Below are 14,634 nucleotides of genomic sequence, written 5' to 3'. Positions count from 1 at the left end.
CCCTCATCGTGCGACCTGCGGCTTCTCACGAGACCAGAAGCCGAGCCAATCCAGCACGAATCTTGTCCGGATAGCGCAGATCAGTAGCGACGCTCTTACGGGCAGGGCTCCGGCCGGGCCAGCCGCCGTCACCGGGTCAGGGACGCCACCACTCCTCGGTGGGCCTCCACGGCTCGGGAGCAGGTGGCAGAGCACCGAACCGCGGAAACGGAAGGCGAACACGAGCTGCCGCATCCTGGGGACCGGTCCCCTCCACGGCCGCAGCATGGTCTTCAGCTACACCGGAGGGAACCCATTGGTGACCGTCCCACTCCAGCTTCCCCCGCGGCGTGCCCGGGTCGACGTGGCCGCCCCGCGCGGGGCCGTCGCCGAGAGGAACAGCTCTGTGCGCGCCGGGCGCGGGCCGGTGTGCGTCCCGGCGCTCAGCCCACTCGTCCAACGGCTCGTCGTTCACGGGGACCTCCCTTTCCCTGCTTCTGATCTCAGTCTGCCCCTCCTGCACCCCGGCCACCGCCGGCCTCGGGTACAGGAGGGAGTCTCATGTCTCCGCCCTGTCAGATCGGACGGTGCATGGCAGCGAACGTGACCGCCACGTACACGAGCACGAGCACGACAGCCGCAGTGATGAGCAGTAGCCTGCGGGCCGCCTCTGGCCCGCCCTCTCCACGGCTCACATCAAGCCCGTGCCGGTTCGGGTCGGTGCACATGCCGGTGCTGATACCGCAGCCGATGCATCCGGTGCCGCTCACTTGGGGTGGTTGGGTGGGGTCTTGGGGCACTGGGTTCCTTTCTCGTAGCAGCGAGGGAGGCCCTCCCATGGCCATCGGCGTAGCCACGGGCGGGAGTCATCGGGAGAGCGCCGCCTCATCGTCGAGCTCGTCCAGGTCGGTCACTGTGCAGTCCGAGAGGCTGGGCGGCAGGAACACCACTGCCCTGGCACCCCGCTCTCGGCGCCGGGGCAGTGGCTTGCCCGGGTCAGGCGCACGCCCGAGTCGCCAGGCGGTTCAGCCGTGCGTCCGGCGGGCTACTTGTCGTCCGCGGGGTCCGCGTCCTCCCCGTATAGGGAGTCAGGAGTGTGCTGCCGGATGTGCCGGTCAGCCACTGCCCCCTGAGTCCGCACAGGGTTGTCGGGGTCGGACGAGTTTTTGAGGTCCCGTGCGACGACAGATTTGGCGGCCTTGATGGTGTCTCTGATACCCATGCTGGGTTCCTTGCTCGATGGTGGGTGGAAATGGCCCGCCCGCGCCTCTGGCCGCCGACGGCCTCGGGTGCGGGCGGGAGCCCGCCCGCAGCTGGTCTCCGCGAAATGCAGCCGCGAGCGGGAGATCAGTACAGCCGCTCGTGCGGGTACGGCCTCGGCCGCGACGCGGCGGGCAGCGAGCACGGCCACTTGTGCAGGTGGATCGTGATGCCGGGGCCGGTCGCACCGGGGATATCGACCGACTTCGACTCCTCGGGCGTCATCGGCTGCTGGCAGCAGTCACACATCATCGGCGGGCCTCCCGCCAGGCGCGGGTAAGTCGGACTGCGACCGGGCAGGGCGAGCAACGGCAGGCCGAGCAGTTGTACGTATGGCCCACCAGGGTGCGATACGCCTCATCGCCCTGAGCGGGGAGAGGTTCACTCAGAACCATGGACACATCGGCTCCTTCGGGTAGGTACGGCAGCGGCGAGGGAGGGATGAAGGCGGGCGCCCCGACGGTGGGCAGCTTCTCGGCTTGGCCCTGCCCTGCCGGCTGCTCGCAGTGGTCACCCAGCATCGGCAGGCCCCCATGCGTCGGCGAGCAAGTCGGGCAGCTCAGGCGAGGCGCCGAACATCTCCGGTTCCTCGTGCATCACCAGCAAGATCCGGGCGACCTGGGGCAAGACCAGCAAGTCCAGCGCCCCGCCTTGGGCCGGCTGGGCCAGGGCGTCCTGCGCGAGGCCAAGGGCCTTGGTGACGATGTCGCGCAGTGGCCCGGGTGCAGCGTCGGCAACCTCCTCGCTGACCGCGTCGGCCAGCCTCCGCACGTGACCGGACAGGGCATCCCGTAGCCGGTCCACCTGCGCGGTCGGCGGCTCCAAACCCGTGTCCACGGAGTTGAATGCCAGGTCGTAAGCCTCGGTACAGTCCCTGCGGATGGTCGCCCTATCCATGAGCCATCGACCTCAGGCGGCCAACCATCACGGCCTGCGCGACGGCGGCAGGTGAGCACAGCTCGCCGGCCGAGTCCATGGGCACCGACCAATACACCCGCGTGCCGTCGGCGCCGCCCAGGCCAGGGCGGGGCACGCCCAGCTCCTGCCCCGACCCCAGGCACACGGTGCCCGGGACGTGCCACCGCCGTACAGTGCCGACCGGGACCAGGGCGTAGTACTGGTCCGCGTGCCGGTCGCAGATCACGGGACCGCCCGCCAGCGCCTCAGCGAGGTACCGGTCCACGGCATCCTGCTGATCGCTCCCAGCCGCGGCCTGGACAACGAAGGACGGGATACGTACAGCCGCAAACAGCGGCCCACACGGCAGCAGCGCGACTAAGCGTTCCTCCCACTCCACGCGCACACGGCGACGGTCCGCCACCGTCGATAAAAACCAGTGCTCTACGGCGAGCAGCCGCTCAGCTCCAGTCGTCAGGCTCGTCACGGCTTTCCTTTCTTCGGGCAGGTAAGACAGGACCGGGGGAACCAACGGACACGGTTTCCGTACACCTCGCGCACGCGCTCCCCCAGGTCACGGAGGAACCCCGGGCGCAGGCTGGTCCCGCAGAACACGCAGGTCACACCGCGCTGCTGATGCGTACTCAGCGATTCGACGTCGGGCAGGCCCGGAGACTCACGCGTCGTCATACGAACGCCGAGACGGGCAGGCGCATCGGACCGCCCGGCCCGAACGCGGCCCCCAAGGCGGCCGGGTCCGTGAGGTAGCCGGAGCCGTCGGGCCGCTCCATCCACCCCCGGCCGTCAATGCAGCGATCAGCCAGCGGGCAGCGCAGCATCCACCCCTCCGGCTGGACGGTGAGCCGTCCGAGGTCGTCCAGTGACTCCTCGGCCCCGCAAGGGACGAGCCACCACGCCAGATCCGCCGACGGGTAGACGAGCACCGGACCAAGACGGTCCGGCCCTATGCGCTGCATCGCGTCGACAGATCGCAGAAGGTCGGTTTCGACCGCCAGCCAGAGCCGACCTGAAGGAAGATGAGCGAGCTGATCCTGCGCCCATACCCGGTGAATCTCCGCCGGGTCCGGGGCAGACAGAGCCAGCCACTCCGAACCCGGATTGCGTGTCCGTGGGGGCATGACCAGCACCGTAGAAGCGCTGATTCCGATCCCGCGCGCCGATTGCGCCGGATTGCGCGCGCGGCCCGACGGATTGGTGCCGGTTGCTTACGTGAGGTCCAGCGAGGCCCTTGCGCGGGTGATCAGCCTCCGCGCCTGTTGCCCGTAGACCGCGGCCTCGCCCGGCCAGTCCCATGCCCGCTCGTACAAGGCAATGTTCTCCTCGTCATCGAGCCACATCTCGGCGTTGATCGTCTCGACGATGACGAGCCGCTGGTCATAGATCCAGAACCCGTGGGTCGGTGCTCGTCGTAGCTGTGCGCCGAAAGGGATGATGCCGATCTCGACGGTGTCCAGGCCGATCAGCCCTGCGTGCCGTTCAAGCTGTGCGGCCATGACGTCGCGCGGGCACGTGAGGATGTGGAGGGCGCCCTCCCAGACGATGAACCGGAACAGTCGGCCTCGCTCGTACAGGGCATCCTGACGACGGATACGGGCCCGTACGGCTTCCTCGACGTCCCGAGGGGTCTGCCTGAACTCGGCGTTCGCCCGGAAGGCGTGCCGGGCATAGTCCGCGGTCTGGAACAGGCCGGGGATGCGGACGACTTCCACCCCGCGAATCATCTGAGTCGCTGCGGTTTCGGCAACGCCCAGTTCCTGCCGGGCTAGGTGCCCGCCGGCCAACTGCCGACGCCACGAACGGTACTGCGTCTCCAGGCCGGCCAGACGGCCCTTCAGCTCCCCGGCCATGTCGGGACGGCCCACCGCTTGCGACCACGCCGCGAGATCAGCGGCCGACGGGGTCTGCTTCCCGTTCTCCAGACGCGACACCTTCGAGCGCTGCCAGCCGAGGACTTCGGCCACGCCCTTGCCGTCAAGGCCGGCCTCGGCACGCAGCTCGCGGAGCCTCGCGCCGAGGGCAACCCGGGCGGATTGAAAGTCGGTACTCACACGCTGGAACGTACCGCCTTGGCAAAGTCGGCAGTACGGATTGCATGATGCCAAGCGGCATCCCGGGCCTGGCACGCTGCCACGACCTCAGCCGGGTCCTCCGTGAGGATCACGCCGAGGGTGGTGTCGTCGTCATCGAACACGAACCGCATCACGGTGCGGGAGTCGAACAGCCAGAAGTCGAAGTCAGGGAGGCCGAGTCGGTCAGCATCCGCGCGGCAGAGGTTGCGGATGTCCTCACCGGCGGCGACGTTCCTGGGCGCCCGCGCCAACAGGAACTGCTGCCCCTGCGTGAGCGGATCGTCGACCAGGCGCACCCGCTCAAACCGCGCCCCGGCCGCTGTCTTCGCTGCCACGTTCCGACGCCAGGCGTCCGGCGGATCCATACTGACGTCCTCACCGTTCTGCCAGCGGCCCCAGCTCGGCCCGTTCCTGTCGGACGCGTACCCTCGGCGCGTCTCCAATCGCCAGGCGGTGTGTTCGAAATCCTCGAAGAGGTGAGAGGCTTCCTTGAACGGAATCAGGTCCGGCACGTCACTCCTTGGGCGCGAAGCGGGTCAGCAGCTCCCGAGGGATCACCACGAACGTCTCCGCGTCCTTCACGTCGCGGAGCTGCTCCAGATGCTCGGGGTCGGTGAGCTTGTCGCCCTGGACCACGATGTCGCCGGTCTCCTCGACCTCGTAGAGAGTGGGGCAATCACCGTCGTCGCTGGTAGTGCCGATGAACCTGAGCGTCATAGCGCCCTCCATCTGTGCTGAGTGGACGACCAGGATGCGACGGATAGCCGACGAGCGTCTGGAGATTGCAGCAGATTGCTGATCTCAGGCCTGGTCGTCTCATTGCGCGCAATGAGACGGGCGGCACCACAAGGTGACGAGTTCGGGCCGCTCGGCATACGCCCGACCGGCGGATCTGGCTTGGCTGACCAGACCATCCCGACTCGGGGCTCACTCTGACCACCCGGACCCGGTGAACCTTCGCGGTCACAGCACTACTGTAGTTAGTCGACAGGTATCCCGGGTGGCGGTACTGGGTGGCCGGAGTAATAATTGTGGTGAAAGGCCTGAGTGTCATCATCGGCCCGGATTCAACCCTTCCCGCTAGAGCGCTGAGAGGGAATTCCATGACTACAGTCAAGCCGCAAATGATGCCATCGGTGTACATGTTCCAGCCCACTGAGTTCGAGGACGTCCCTGTGGAACGCCTTGACGAGTGGGAAAAGGATCTTCGTGAATTCGTAGGCATCGAAGCCACACTCCCGGCGGCGGCAACGGGGACAACATCCAAGTGCCCAAAGAAGGACGACAGCGACTCGAGGCCCAAGGAGCAATAAATGGTGATGGGTCGTCGCTCTGGATGCATAGCCATCGTGAGCGAGCAGAATGATCTCCATGCGCTTGCAGCCAAGAAGGAACTCGAGCAATATGGAGACATCTGTTGTCACATCATCGAGAGTAATCAGGTTTGCCAAGGGGGTGGAGTAGCGTGGACAGAAGAGGGCGGGTCGAAACACCCCCCTCTTCTGCCGACCAAAGACAACGAGCTTGTTGACATCCGGAACGTGGACGCCATTTGGTTCCGCCGCGTTTTCGTTCCTCAGTCGTTGGATGTCGAGGTTGCTGACGCTGACCACGTGGATTTGATAGAAGGCAGTGCTACGTCGGCACTCTTTGGGATCCTTCTTGCCGAGTTTCAGGGGACATGGGTAAGTGATCCCTTCGCGACGCGAGCGGCCGAGAATAAGTTGTATCAGATGCGTGTAGCTCGCCGTGCAGGCTTTCCCGTTCCCCGAACTCTTGTCAGCAATAATCCGTCGGCCATTCGCCATTTTTGTGCGGAGCTTGGTCATCAGGTTGTGGTTAAGTCGCTGCGCCCGAGCGACAAAACCGTGCTTCTAACACAAAAGCTTAGGCCAGAGCATCTAGCATCCAGCGAGCGCCTTCGACTGTGCCCAGCCATATATCAAGAATACGTGCCTGGTCTTACGCATCTACGGGTTCACGTATTCGGAGAATATGTATCTGCGGTATCGATCAGCTCGGAAGATTTGGATTGGCGCGGTAATCTGAATGTCCCATTCGAGATATACCGCCTGGATGGCGCCACCGTTTCGCGCATTCGACGTGTTGTGAGAAACCTCAATCTACGCATGGGGGTTATTGACCTCAAGCTCAATGGGGAAATTCCGACGTGGCTAGAGGTCAACCCCCAAGGACAGTTTCTCTTCGTCGAAGGACTGACAGGGCTGCCGCTTAACGAAGCGGTTTCGCGTTTCCTCCGTCAAGAGGCGCTGGTTTCTGCATCGCGCGAAGCGGTTTACCGAACCCGTAGCTGGTGAATGGCGGCAGTCACGCCGGATCTTCCATGAGACCGTGCGGGACGGCCTGCGGCCGGTGGCGTACGCCCACGATGTCGGCAAGCTGATCCCGCCGGGCCAGAGAGCCGAGCATCTCCGCCGCGAACGCACGCCGATTTTCATGCGGAGTTGGCCGGAGGTGTATTCCGATCCGCGGTCGCTGTGGATCACGCAGCCGGGCTCCAGGCGGCCCAGCGCGGCAGCCATGTCCAGGGCATCGACAACGAGTTCGGCACGATGGTGGTCGGCCATCGAGTAGCCGATCACCTCCCGGGTCGCCAGGTCCAGCCACGCGGCGAGGTAGAGCCAGCCCTCGGCGGTGGGGATGTAGGTGATGTCCCCGACGATCTTCGTACCGGGGCGGGTCGCGGTGAAGTCCCGGCCGATCAGATCCGGCGACGGGGCGGCCCTGGTGTCGGCCTTGGTCAGGCCGCGGCGTCCGGTGCGCCGGCTGTGCCCGGCGATGCCGTGCTCCCGCATGACCCGCTCCACCCGCTTGCGGTTGACCAGTCGGCCCTGCCGGCGCAGTTCGGCGGTGACGCGCGGGACGCCGTAGTTCCGCCGGGAAGCCAGGTGGATCACCGCGATCTCGTGGGCCAGGGCCTCATCCGCCCGCCGCCGCGCTTCGCGGGCCTGCCGCCCGGCCACCCACGCGTAGTACGTGGAGCGGGCGGTCCTCATCACCTTGCACAGCAGCGTGACCGCATAGTTCGACTTCTCCGCGTGGATGAACCGGCATATCTTGCTCACCGGTCGCTCTCCTTCACGAAGAAGGCAGTGGCGGAGTCAACCGGTTGCATGCAACAGCTCCCGCAGCCGCTTCAGCTCCTCGTCCCGATCGTCGGCGGCCCGCCCCGCCCGCACGGAACCAGGTCCCGATCCGGTGTCCTGGGCAGCGCGGGCCTTCTTCACTCAGCCCCGCAGTGACTCCGAACTGACCCCGAGCTCCCGGGCGGAAGATTTCAAGTCCAGTGAGACGGTCGTGACGCTATGAAGTTTGTGGTGTGGGTTCCCTGCGTTTGGCCGGGTTGTTGATCCAGGCTGTCTGGGGTATCTCGGGTGGTCTGGGGCGGCGGCCGAAGCGTTCGGGGTGACGGGCGTATGCCTCGGCGAGGGTGACCGCGCGCTGGTCGCGGACCTCCTCGGCAGTCCCGAAGTGGACGGAGGCGGGTGTGTGCCAGCCGATACCCGAGTGCCGGTGCTCATGGTTGTAATACGCGATGAACGCGTCGAACCACTCGCGGGCGTGGGCCAGCGAATCGAACCGTTCGGGATAGTCCGACATGTACTTCGTGGTCTTGAACTGAGCCTCGCTGTAAGGGTTGTCGTTGGAGACCTTCGGCCTCGAGTGCGACCGCGTCACGCCCAGATCGATCAGTAGTTGGGACACCTTCTTCGACGTCATCGAGGTGCCGCGGTCCGCGTGCACGGTCTGGGGCACGATGCCGTTGCGGGCGATGGTCTCGCGGATCAGCTCCTCGGCCCGCACAGCTGATTCGGCTCGCTCGACGGTGTGGCCGACGATGTACCGGCTGAAGATGTCGATGATCACGTAGGCGTGATACCAGACGCTCTTGGCCGGTCCGGCCGCCTTGGTGATGTCCCAGGTGAACACCTGTGAGGGCCCGGTGGCGACCAGCTCGGGCACCGCCTTGGCGGGATGGGTGGCCTGCCGTCGGCGCTCACCGGACTGATCCTGCTCGCGCAGGATCCGGTACATCGTCGAGACGGAGCAGTGATAGCGCCCGGCATCCAGCTCGCGGGCCCAGATCTGCGCGGGCGCCAGCTCGGCGTACTCGTCGCCGTTCATCAACTCGAGTACCGCAGCCCGCTCTTCGGCCGTCAGGGCCGACGGCTGCACCTGTGGGGCACGTGTTCTGCGTGGTGGCGGGGGCCGGAGCCGGCGGTAGTGCGTGGCGCGGGAGCGGCCGGTCAGCCGACAGGCGGCCGTGATGCCCAGCTGAACCTCGACGCCGGTGAACGCCTCGTCCACGACAGGGTCGGCGGCAGGCTTCAGTCCGCGCTCTCGGAGATCATTTCCAAGAGCGCGGAGGCTTTTCCCATCACCTCGAGTGCGGCCTTGTTCCGTGCCAGGTCCTTCTGCAAGCGCTCCACCTGCTGCCGCAGCTTTTCGTTCTCCACCTCCGCGGCGGACTTCTTCGCCCGGGCCGGGCTGGTCCGGCGGTCAACCAGGTTTTCCAGGGCCCCGGCGTCCCGGGCGGCCCGCCACTCCTTGACATGCGAGTGGTAGAGCCGTTCCCGGCGCAGGACCGCACCCTTCTCGTTCCTGAGCGCGGCGTCGTACTCGGCGACGATCCGCAGCTTGTACTCCGAGGTGAAAGTGCGGCGCTTCGGCCTCGGCGCCGGGTCGGACCCGACGGGCTCTGTGCTGGGCATAAGGGACGGTTCTCCTGTCGTGCCCTCTCAGGCTAACCCCGCAGAACGGGATGTCTCACCCAAGGCTGACAGAGAGGGCCCGGACACCGAACTCGGGGTCCTAGAATGACCACCACAGGGCCCACGTAGGGCCAGTCCGGTGGTCAGCCCCGGTATCCCTCGTAGATGTAGTAGCCGCCCTGTATTTCCCACCACGTGGTGCCATAGTCGTAATTGACACACTCAGCGGTGACCGTCTGCCACCCGCCGGTGCGGAAGGCGATCTTGGAGCTGCCGATGGGCAGGACGTGCGCGGGGCTGTTCTGCTGGAAATATACTTTCGTGCCTGGGTAGGGCACTCCCTCGCATACCCACGAGGCTGGGGAACTCGTGGTGGCGGCCAAGGCGTTCGGGGGGACGGGCACGGCGCTGGCGGTGTCAGGCGCGGCGCCCATTCCGGCCGCAAGGGCAGCAGCGACCAGTAACGCTCTGAGCGTGTTCCTCATATCCTTCTCCCCTGTTGTCCGGTCTCTGGGATTGGTGTGAGCGGAGCCTGACAGCCAGTCCAGGTCTCCGCAAGAGCGCCGAACCGGACCTCCTGCAGGAGGTGCGGCTCCGCTGCGTCCCATCAAAACCAGCCGTCCCAAGGGGTGACCGCACTAGCCACTGCCAACCCTCCAGCACGGAGAGGCCCCGCCAAGACGGGGGCGGTTTCGAAGCCGGCTTGCCGAGCCGCGCCTGTCCGGACATGTTCGGGTCGGTGTCCGGACGCGTGTCCGTGCAGATCTCAGCGTTGTCCGCGACCGGGCCGGGCTGGGCGCCCGCAAGTGTCCGGATATCAGCCCGGACAGCTGTCCGCAGGTGCCCGGACATTGGGAACGGACCATCCACCCCCGGAGCTGAAAGGGGGGCAGTCACCGGAAGAGCGCGACGAGGCCGGTGGCCGCCCCAGCAACACCGGTCACAGCGGCAATCGCCGGCAGCGGCCACCGGCCACGCTCCAGAGCGGCGACCCGGTTCTGTAGCGCATCGATATCCGACTCGGTCGCCGCGGTCCGTTGCAGCGCGAGATCGAGCCGCCCATTCAGCTCGGCGAACCCGGTACGGATCTCGCCTCGCATCTCAGCCAGCTCGACGGCGACACGGTCACTTCCCGGTGGGTGATCCGGGACAGACGCTGCTGCCCCGACCGCTTGTTGTCGTGCACGATCAGCGCGTGCACCCCGGCTCCGTCCGCGGTACGGCCCTCGTACGCGAGACCGCTGACTCCGCTACGGGCGTCGCCGCCGACCTTCTGCCATTCGCCATCCGCACCGGCCGGGGCGCTGCCGAGCATCGTCAGCAGCGCGGCCGCCGCGGTGACACAGGCCATGCGCTGCAACTTCGGGAGTTCCACTGGGAGTCGCTCGCCTTCTCTGTCCGACAGGCGCGAGGTCACGCGCCGGGCGTCAGGTTATTGATCATGGCGGGCGCGACCCAGCGACGGTGGGTCCATTTGGCGGAGCGCGAAGTCGGACTCGCCAGGCACATGCCACACCCGACAGCGCCGCCCCGTGGCAGCCAAGGCCGGGTACGGAAACGTCATGGCCGACCGGCGTGCGGTGCGGGTATCGTCCGGTCCCCGACCAGCCGATTCCGGCGGCCTCCGATGTTCAGAGAGCGATTGTCATGATCAGCCGGCAAGCAACGACGACCTTGTGGCGCCCGACTGGCCCCAAGGAGCTGGATCTGGTCCGGGAACTGAACTGGCGTGGATGGCCACCTCGTCTTCCCGAGCAGCCCATCTTCTACCCGGTCCTCAACGAGGACTACGCGATCAGAATCGCGCGGGACTGGAACGTGAAGCACGACGGAGCCGGTTTCGTCACGCGTTTCGAGGTCGAGTCGGAGTTCCTGCGCCGCTACCCCGTCCAGCAGGCCGGCGGGCGAACGATTCTTGAGCTGTGGGTTCCCGCCGAAGAGCTCGACGATTTCAACGAGCACATCGTCGGTGAGATTCAGTTGGTCCACGAATTCCACTGAGCAGCCCCGGGAACCACCGGCCTCGAACACGCCCCGGCAGAAGGCAGGTTCGGCCAGTGCGTGCTCGCGGTGGGCGGTGCAGGGGTGGCCGGGGTGGCCGGGTTCTCGACGTCGATCAGCTGGGTTCAACTCACGCTTGCCCGCATCGTCGCACCCCCGGCCCGTGCCGTACTTCCCGGGTCAGTCCGTGGCCGAGGGCTGTCCGCTCGGCCCGTGCGGGACCAGGTGAGCCCCTCAAGCTGTTCGATGCTCTGGTTGAACTCCACCAGCAGGGTGAGAAACTGCTCGGTGCGCAGCACCCTCCTGGGCGCCCGGCACGCGGTGCCCCACATGATCCGCGCCGGCGGCGGATCCGTCATCAACACGGCGTCCGTGGCCGCGCTCGTCGGTGACGTCCTGCAGACCTCCTACGGCGCCGTCAAGGCCACGGTGGTCAGCATCACGAAGTCGATCGCCGTCCAGTACGGGCCGCGGATCGTGCGCTGCAACGCCGTCGCCCCCGGCGCGGTCATGACCCCCGCCCTGGAGAACAACCTGCCCGAGGACGTCATCGAAGCGCTGAAGAAGGGAAACGCCCTCTCTTTTCTGGGCTCTCCCGAGGACATCGGCCACACCATGGTGTCCTCGCCTCCGACGAGACCCGCTACCTCACCGGCCAACTCCTCGTCGTCGACGGCGGCATGAGCATGCATTCCTCCGCCGCCCCCGGGCGACGCGCCATGCTCCCCGGACCGGCTCGTTAGAATCGCAGCTGATCGTTGCTGCTGAGGGATGCTGCCGGGGATACGGATGGCCATCGAGATAGACCTGCCGCTCGGCGAGGACGCCGACGCCGACGCCGATGCCCGTGCCGCCCGGCTCGCTGCCGAGCTCACCGAGCTGGGGAACGAACGCTTCCTGCGGGCGGCGCTGCCCGGTCCGGCACGCATCCATCACCGCAGCACCGACCGGCTCGTCGGTTGGCCGACGGGCGCTCCGGAGGCCGAGGAACCCGCCTCCAGCCTCCTGTTGCGGGCCATCCACCTGTGCTTCACGGCCCACTTGCCCCTGAGCCTGTCACCCGACCTGTTCTGGTACGCCGTCGTGCACGAGGCGGCCGTCCACATCCGTCTCAACCCCCGTACGTACGAGGGGCTGTTCACCACCACACCGGGGCAGCAGCAGGTCATCGCCGTCCGCGACGACCTGGCAGCGCTGGACTGGGAGCGCTCGGTCAACCTGGTGCAGCAGCCGCTGCGCGCCCGGATCGGCGACGACGTGGCCGATCTGTTCCAGCCCACGTTCTCCACCACCACCTCCGGTGACGCGACGGCCGCACTGGTGGCGCTGATGGACGTGGTCAGCCCGTACTACCGCTTCCAGTGGTTCTCGCTCTGCGGCATCCCCCGGATCAGGCTGGAGGGCTCCGACCGGGACTGGCGTCTTCTGGCGGCCCGCGTACGTGAACTGGAAGGGTGGTTCGAAGGCCTGCGGCCGTGGTTCGAGGCCCTGCACCCCGTGCTGGACGCGATCGGCGCGACGGCCTCGGGGTGGGGAGCCGACCAGGACTTCTGGCGTTCGCTGTACAAGTGGGAGTCGGCATCCGGCGGCGATCGTGTCACGGGCTGGATCACCGCCTTCTTCGCCCACCGGTACACCGATGACGGCCCCGTCCCCCGGAAGTCGTTCGGAGCGGGAACCACCGCGGAGGAGGAATTTCCCTCACATCTCTCTCGTGTCCCGTTCCGCTGGGAGACGCCGGCCGGCGTCTTCCGGATGGCCTTTCTCGGGGGCGTGCTCGGCATCACGCGCGACGGTGAGTGGATCCGCCCCCAGCTCGGTCACGCGGTGGTGGAACCGACCGCGGAGGGTGAAGTGTGATCCGGTGCGGTGCGGGTCAGCGGTCCCGTGAAAGTGCCAGGAGCTCGGCGAAGGTGCCGCCTGCGTGGACCAGATCCTCGTACCGGCCCTGTTCGACGATGCGGCCATGCCCCATCACCACGATGTGATCAGCGGTCCTGGTGTTCTCCGGCCGGTGGGTGACCACGACCGTGATGCGGTCGGCGGCGATGGCCTTGATCCGCTCGAAGATGCCGTGACCATCACCTGGGTGCGCAGTACACCCGTCTTCGCGGCCTCCTGCCGGTCCGCGAACCCGTGCTCCGAGTGGGCGGCGGCTCGGCCTCGGCCGGATACGGGGCCGCGGAGCGACCCAGAACCTGAGGCAGGTCCCGCACGGACCCTGCTGGCCCACTCCCGACCGGATGCAGTCGCACACGCGCCCTGTCGTCACCGCTCTCGAGGTGCGGGCCGGCCTGACCGCCCTGCGCGCGCCCCTCCGGCTGTTCCCCGCGGTACACCCCTCGCAGGACTCCGGTACGCCGCTCGCAGGACTTCGGGCCGGAGAGGTGTGTCGGCCGATTCACCGAGAAGGGGCCTCGGGACCTGTCCCCCGGCTCCCCGGAGCCCCGGCCGGCCGCACCTCTTCCCCAGCCCGCCGCGGTGGACGACACTCGTCGCAAGATCACAGCACCTCTGCGACGGGGGAGATCGGGGTAGGCACATGCGGGGTCTCGTGCTGCGGCTGGCCGGGCTCAACGCCGGGGCGGAGAGCGCCATGCGGCTCATCGGCTTCTTCGACACACTCGTCGAGCAACGGCTCGGCCTCGACGGGGTACTGGTCATGGCGGCCCGGGTCGCCGAGTGTCCGGTCGGTCTGGCCGGGCCCGGTCCCGACGGTCTCGCGGCCCGACCGGACGGCAGTACGCGGCCGGCCGGGCCTCCCTCGGGCGCGGCCGTCCGGGAACTGCGCGGCGGGCAGCGGGCCTGGCTGGCACGGGAGGGTACCCCGCAGCCCTTCGACGAACTGCTCCTGGAGCGTTTGGCGTTGGCCTGCGACGCCGTGCTGAGCCGTCGCGGGAGCGAGGCGGTGCCGCTCGACCCGGCGCTGCTGGAGACCGTCATCAGCTCCACCGCACCGCTGCCCGAACGGGCCCGCGCGCTGCGGCTGCTGGGCCTCGCCCCTTCGGGCCCCCTCACTCTCCTGGCCGTCGACGGCGGTCGGGGCCCGGAGGGGATGGCACCACTCCTCGAACGGCTCCCACCCGCCTCGGCGGGCCGTCGCCGGACGGCCGCGCTCGGCTCCGTGCACGCGGTGGCCGTGGCGGGCCCGCTGCCGGAGCGGCTGCTCGCCCCGGCGGGCTTCCGGATCGGGGTCGGTCCCGAGGTCACCGGGACCGAGGCGCCGCGCTCCTGGGAGGGTGCGGTGCGGGCGCTGCGCTTCGCGGGGACCTCTCGCTCGGACGTGGGCCTGGCCCCGGTCGTGGAGGAGCCCGCGATCTACCACTCCTCGCTCGGCGCCTTCGAGGTGCTCGCGAGGGAACTGTCCGGCCCGGCCATCGCCGGCATCGGAGACCTGGACGTCCTGGACGCGCTCGCGGCGGAGCCGGGCAGCGGCACGGAGCTGCTGACCACGCTGGAGGTCCTGGTGCAGACGGATTCGCTGCGCGCGGCGGCACGGGAGCTGCACCTGCACCACAACTCGGTGGCGGTGCGCGTCGCGCGGGCGGAGGCGGCGCTCGGCTACGGGCTGGGCGAGACCGTGGGCCGATTCCGGCTCGCGCTGGCCCTCGCCCTGCGCCGTCTGCGGGACAACCCGGCGTAGGGCCGTCGACACGGTTGGCGCGAGGCGCGTG

Annotated in this window: 19 protein-coding genes and 2 pseudogenes; 5 read left to right on the top strand and 16 right to left on the bottom strand. The window is 67.8% G+C overall.

The annotated features are described in order from the left end of the window. Positions 1-136 precede the first annotated feature (136 nt). The 9 genes from OG611_RS25655 to OG611_RS25615 all read right to left on the bottom strand — a co-directional run bounded on the left by OG611_RS25655 (position 137) and on the right by OG611_RS25615 (position 4,943). A complete protein-coding gene (locus tag OG611_RS25655) occupies positions 137-454 on the bottom strand; it encodes a DUF6087 family protein (RefSeq protein ID WP_266424416.1) in 318 nt (105 codons plus the stop codon). A gap of 100 nt (positions 455-554) precedes the next feature. Next, the gene (locus OG611_RS25650; protein ID WP_266424414.1) at positions 555-749 is read right to left on the bottom strand and encodes a hypothetical protein; all 195 of its coding nucleotides are present in this window, start codon (positions 747-749) and stop codon (positions 555-557) included. Between the two features lie 577 nt (positions 750-1,326). Further along, entirely contained in the window at positions 1,327-1,491 is a 165-nt protein-coding gene (locus tag OG611_RS25645; protein ID WP_266424411.1) for a hypothetical protein, read from the bottom strand. 258 nt (positions 1,492-1,749) lie between these two features. Next, positions 1,750-2,136 carry a hypothetical protein gene (locus tag OG611_RS25640; protein ID WP_266424409.1) on the bottom strand — a complete coding sequence of 129 codons (387 nt, stop codon included), beginning with the start codon at positions 2,134-2,136 and terminating at the stop codon, positions 1,750-1,752. Further along, positions 2,129-2,623, bottom strand: coding sequence for a hypothetical protein (locus tag OG611_RS25635; RefSeq protein ID WP_266424406.1), 495 nt, complete (start codon positions 2,621-2,623; stop codon positions 2,129-2,131). Before OG611_RS25635 ends, OG611_RS25640 begins: the two co-directional genes overlap by 8 nt. A 199-nt stretch (positions 2,624-2,822) precedes the next feature. Beyond that, positions 2,823-3,275 (bottom strand): hypothetical protein, encoded by a 453-nt coding sequence (locus OG611_RS25630; protein WP_266424404.1) that lies wholly within the window; start codon positions 3,273-3,275, stop codon positions 2,823-2,825. A gap of 87 nt (positions 3,276-3,362) precedes the next feature. Continuing rightward, positions 3,363-4,205 carry a helix-turn-helix transcriptional regulator gene (locus tag OG611_RS25625; protein WP_266424402.1) on the bottom strand — a complete coding sequence of 281 codons (843 nt, stop codon included), beginning with the start codon at positions 4,203-4,205 and terminating at the stop codon, positions 3,363-3,365. Beyond that, on the bottom strand, positions 4,202-4,738 hold the full coding sequence (locus OG611_RS25620; protein WP_266424400.1) for a DUF6879 family protein: 537 nt from the start codon (positions 4,736-4,738) through the stop codon (positions 4,202-4,204). The genes OG611_RS25625 and OG611_RS25620 overlap by 4 nt, the downstream gene beginning before the upstream one ends. Before the next feature lies 1 nt (position 4,739). Continuing rightward, on the bottom strand, positions 4,740-4,943 hold the full coding sequence (locus tag OG611_RS25615; RefSeq protein WP_266424398.1) for a hypothetical protein: 204 nt from the start codon (positions 4,941-4,943) through the stop codon (positions 4,740-4,742). Positions 4,944-5,329: 386 nt separating this feature from the next. On the opposite strand from OG611_RS25615, the gene OG611_RS25610 reads away from it, so the two are divergent. Further along, positions 5,330-5,539, top strand: a complete 210-nt coding sequence (locus OG611_RS25610; protein ID WP_266424396.1) for a hypothetical protein — start codon at positions 5,330-5,332, stop codon at positions 5,537-5,539. A gap of 861 nt (positions 5,540-6,400) precedes the next feature. Here OG611_RS25610 and OG611_RS25605 read toward each other — a convergent pair. The 6 genes from OG611_RS25605 to OG611_RS25580 form a co-directional block, all read right to left on the bottom strand. After that, complete coding sequence (locus tag OG611_RS25605; RefSeq protein WP_266424393.1) at positions 6,401-7,312, bottom strand: IS3 family transposase; 912 nt, start codon at positions 7,310-7,312, stop codon at positions 6,401-6,403. Positions 7,313-7,550: 238 nt separating this feature from the next. Then, complete coding sequence (locus tag OG611_RS25600) at positions 7,551-8,555, bottom strand: IS3 family transposase (protein ID WP_266424391.1); 1,005 nt, start codon at positions 8,553-8,555, stop codon at positions 7,551-7,553. A gap of 20 nt (positions 8,556-8,575) precedes the next feature. Further along, positions 8,576-8,959: a hypothetical protein gene (locus OG611_RS25595; RefSeq protein ID WP_266424390.1), complete on the bottom strand. Its 384-nt coding sequence runs from the start codon at positions 8,957-8,959 to the stop codon at positions 8,576-8,578. Between the two features lie 143 nt (positions 8,960-9,102). Next, positions 9,103-9,444: a hypothetical protein gene (locus OG611_RS25590; RefSeq protein WP_266424388.1), complete on the bottom strand. Its 342-nt coding sequence runs from the start codon at positions 9,442-9,444 to the stop codon at positions 9,103-9,105. 408 nt (positions 9,445-9,852) lie between these two features. Then, the gene (locus OG611_RS25585; RefSeq protein WP_266424387.1) at positions 9,853-10,059 is read right to left on the bottom strand and encodes a hypothetical protein; all 207 of its coding nucleotides are present in this window, start codon (positions 10,057-10,059) and stop codon (positions 9,853-9,855) included. Next, a complete protein-coding gene (locus OG611_RS25580; protein ID WP_266424385.1) occupies positions 10,023-10,334 on the bottom strand; it encodes a hypothetical protein in 312 nt (103 codons plus the stop codon). Before OG611_RS25580 ends, OG611_RS25585 begins: the two co-directional genes overlap by 37 nt. 272 nt (positions 10,335-10,606) lie before the next feature. On the opposite strand from OG611_RS25580, the gene OG611_RS25575 reads away from it, so the two are divergent. From OG611_RS25575 to OG611_RS25565, 3 genes and pseudogenes are all read left to right on the top strand, one after another. Further along, entirely contained in the window at positions 10,607-10,960 is a 354-nt protein-coding gene (locus OG611_RS25575; protein ID WP_266424384.1) for a hypothetical protein, read from the top strand. A 285-nt stretch (positions 10,961-11,245) separates the two neighbouring features. Further along, a pseudogene (locus OG611_RS25570) lies at positions 11,246-11,703 on the top strand (SDR family NAD(P)-dependent oxidoreductase); the annotation flags it as partial. 46 nt (positions 11,704-11,749) lie between these two features. Then, positions 11,750-12,820, top strand: a complete 1,071-nt coding sequence (locus OG611_RS25565; RefSeq protein WP_266424381.1) for a DUF4419 domain-containing protein — start codon at positions 11,750-11,752, stop codon at positions 12,818-12,820. A 16-nt stretch (positions 12,821-12,836) separates the two neighbouring features. Here OG611_RS25565 and OG611_RS25560 read toward each other — a convergent pair. Continuing rightward, positions 12,837-13,031, bottom strand: a pseudogene (locus OG611_RS25560) (ABC transporter ATP-binding protein); the annotation flags it as partial. A gap of 471 nt (positions 13,032-13,502) precedes the next feature. On the opposite strand from OG611_RS25560, the gene OG611_RS25555 reads away from it, so the two are divergent. Beyond that, entirely contained in the window at positions 13,503-14,603 is a 1,101-nt protein-coding gene (locus OG611_RS25555) for a helix-turn-helix domain-containing protein (protein WP_266424379.1), read from the top strand. Positions 14,604-14,634: the final 31 nt, after the last annotated feature.

It is taken from the genome of Streptomyces sp. NBC_01363 (genome assembly GCF_026340595.1).
Classification (GTDB): domain Bacteria; phylum Actinomycetota; class Actinomycetes; order Streptomycetales; family Streptomycetaceae; genus Streptomyces.
The sequence above is the reverse complement of the archived record's forward strand: the minus strand, read 5'-3'. Positions and strand labels throughout refer to the sequence as shown.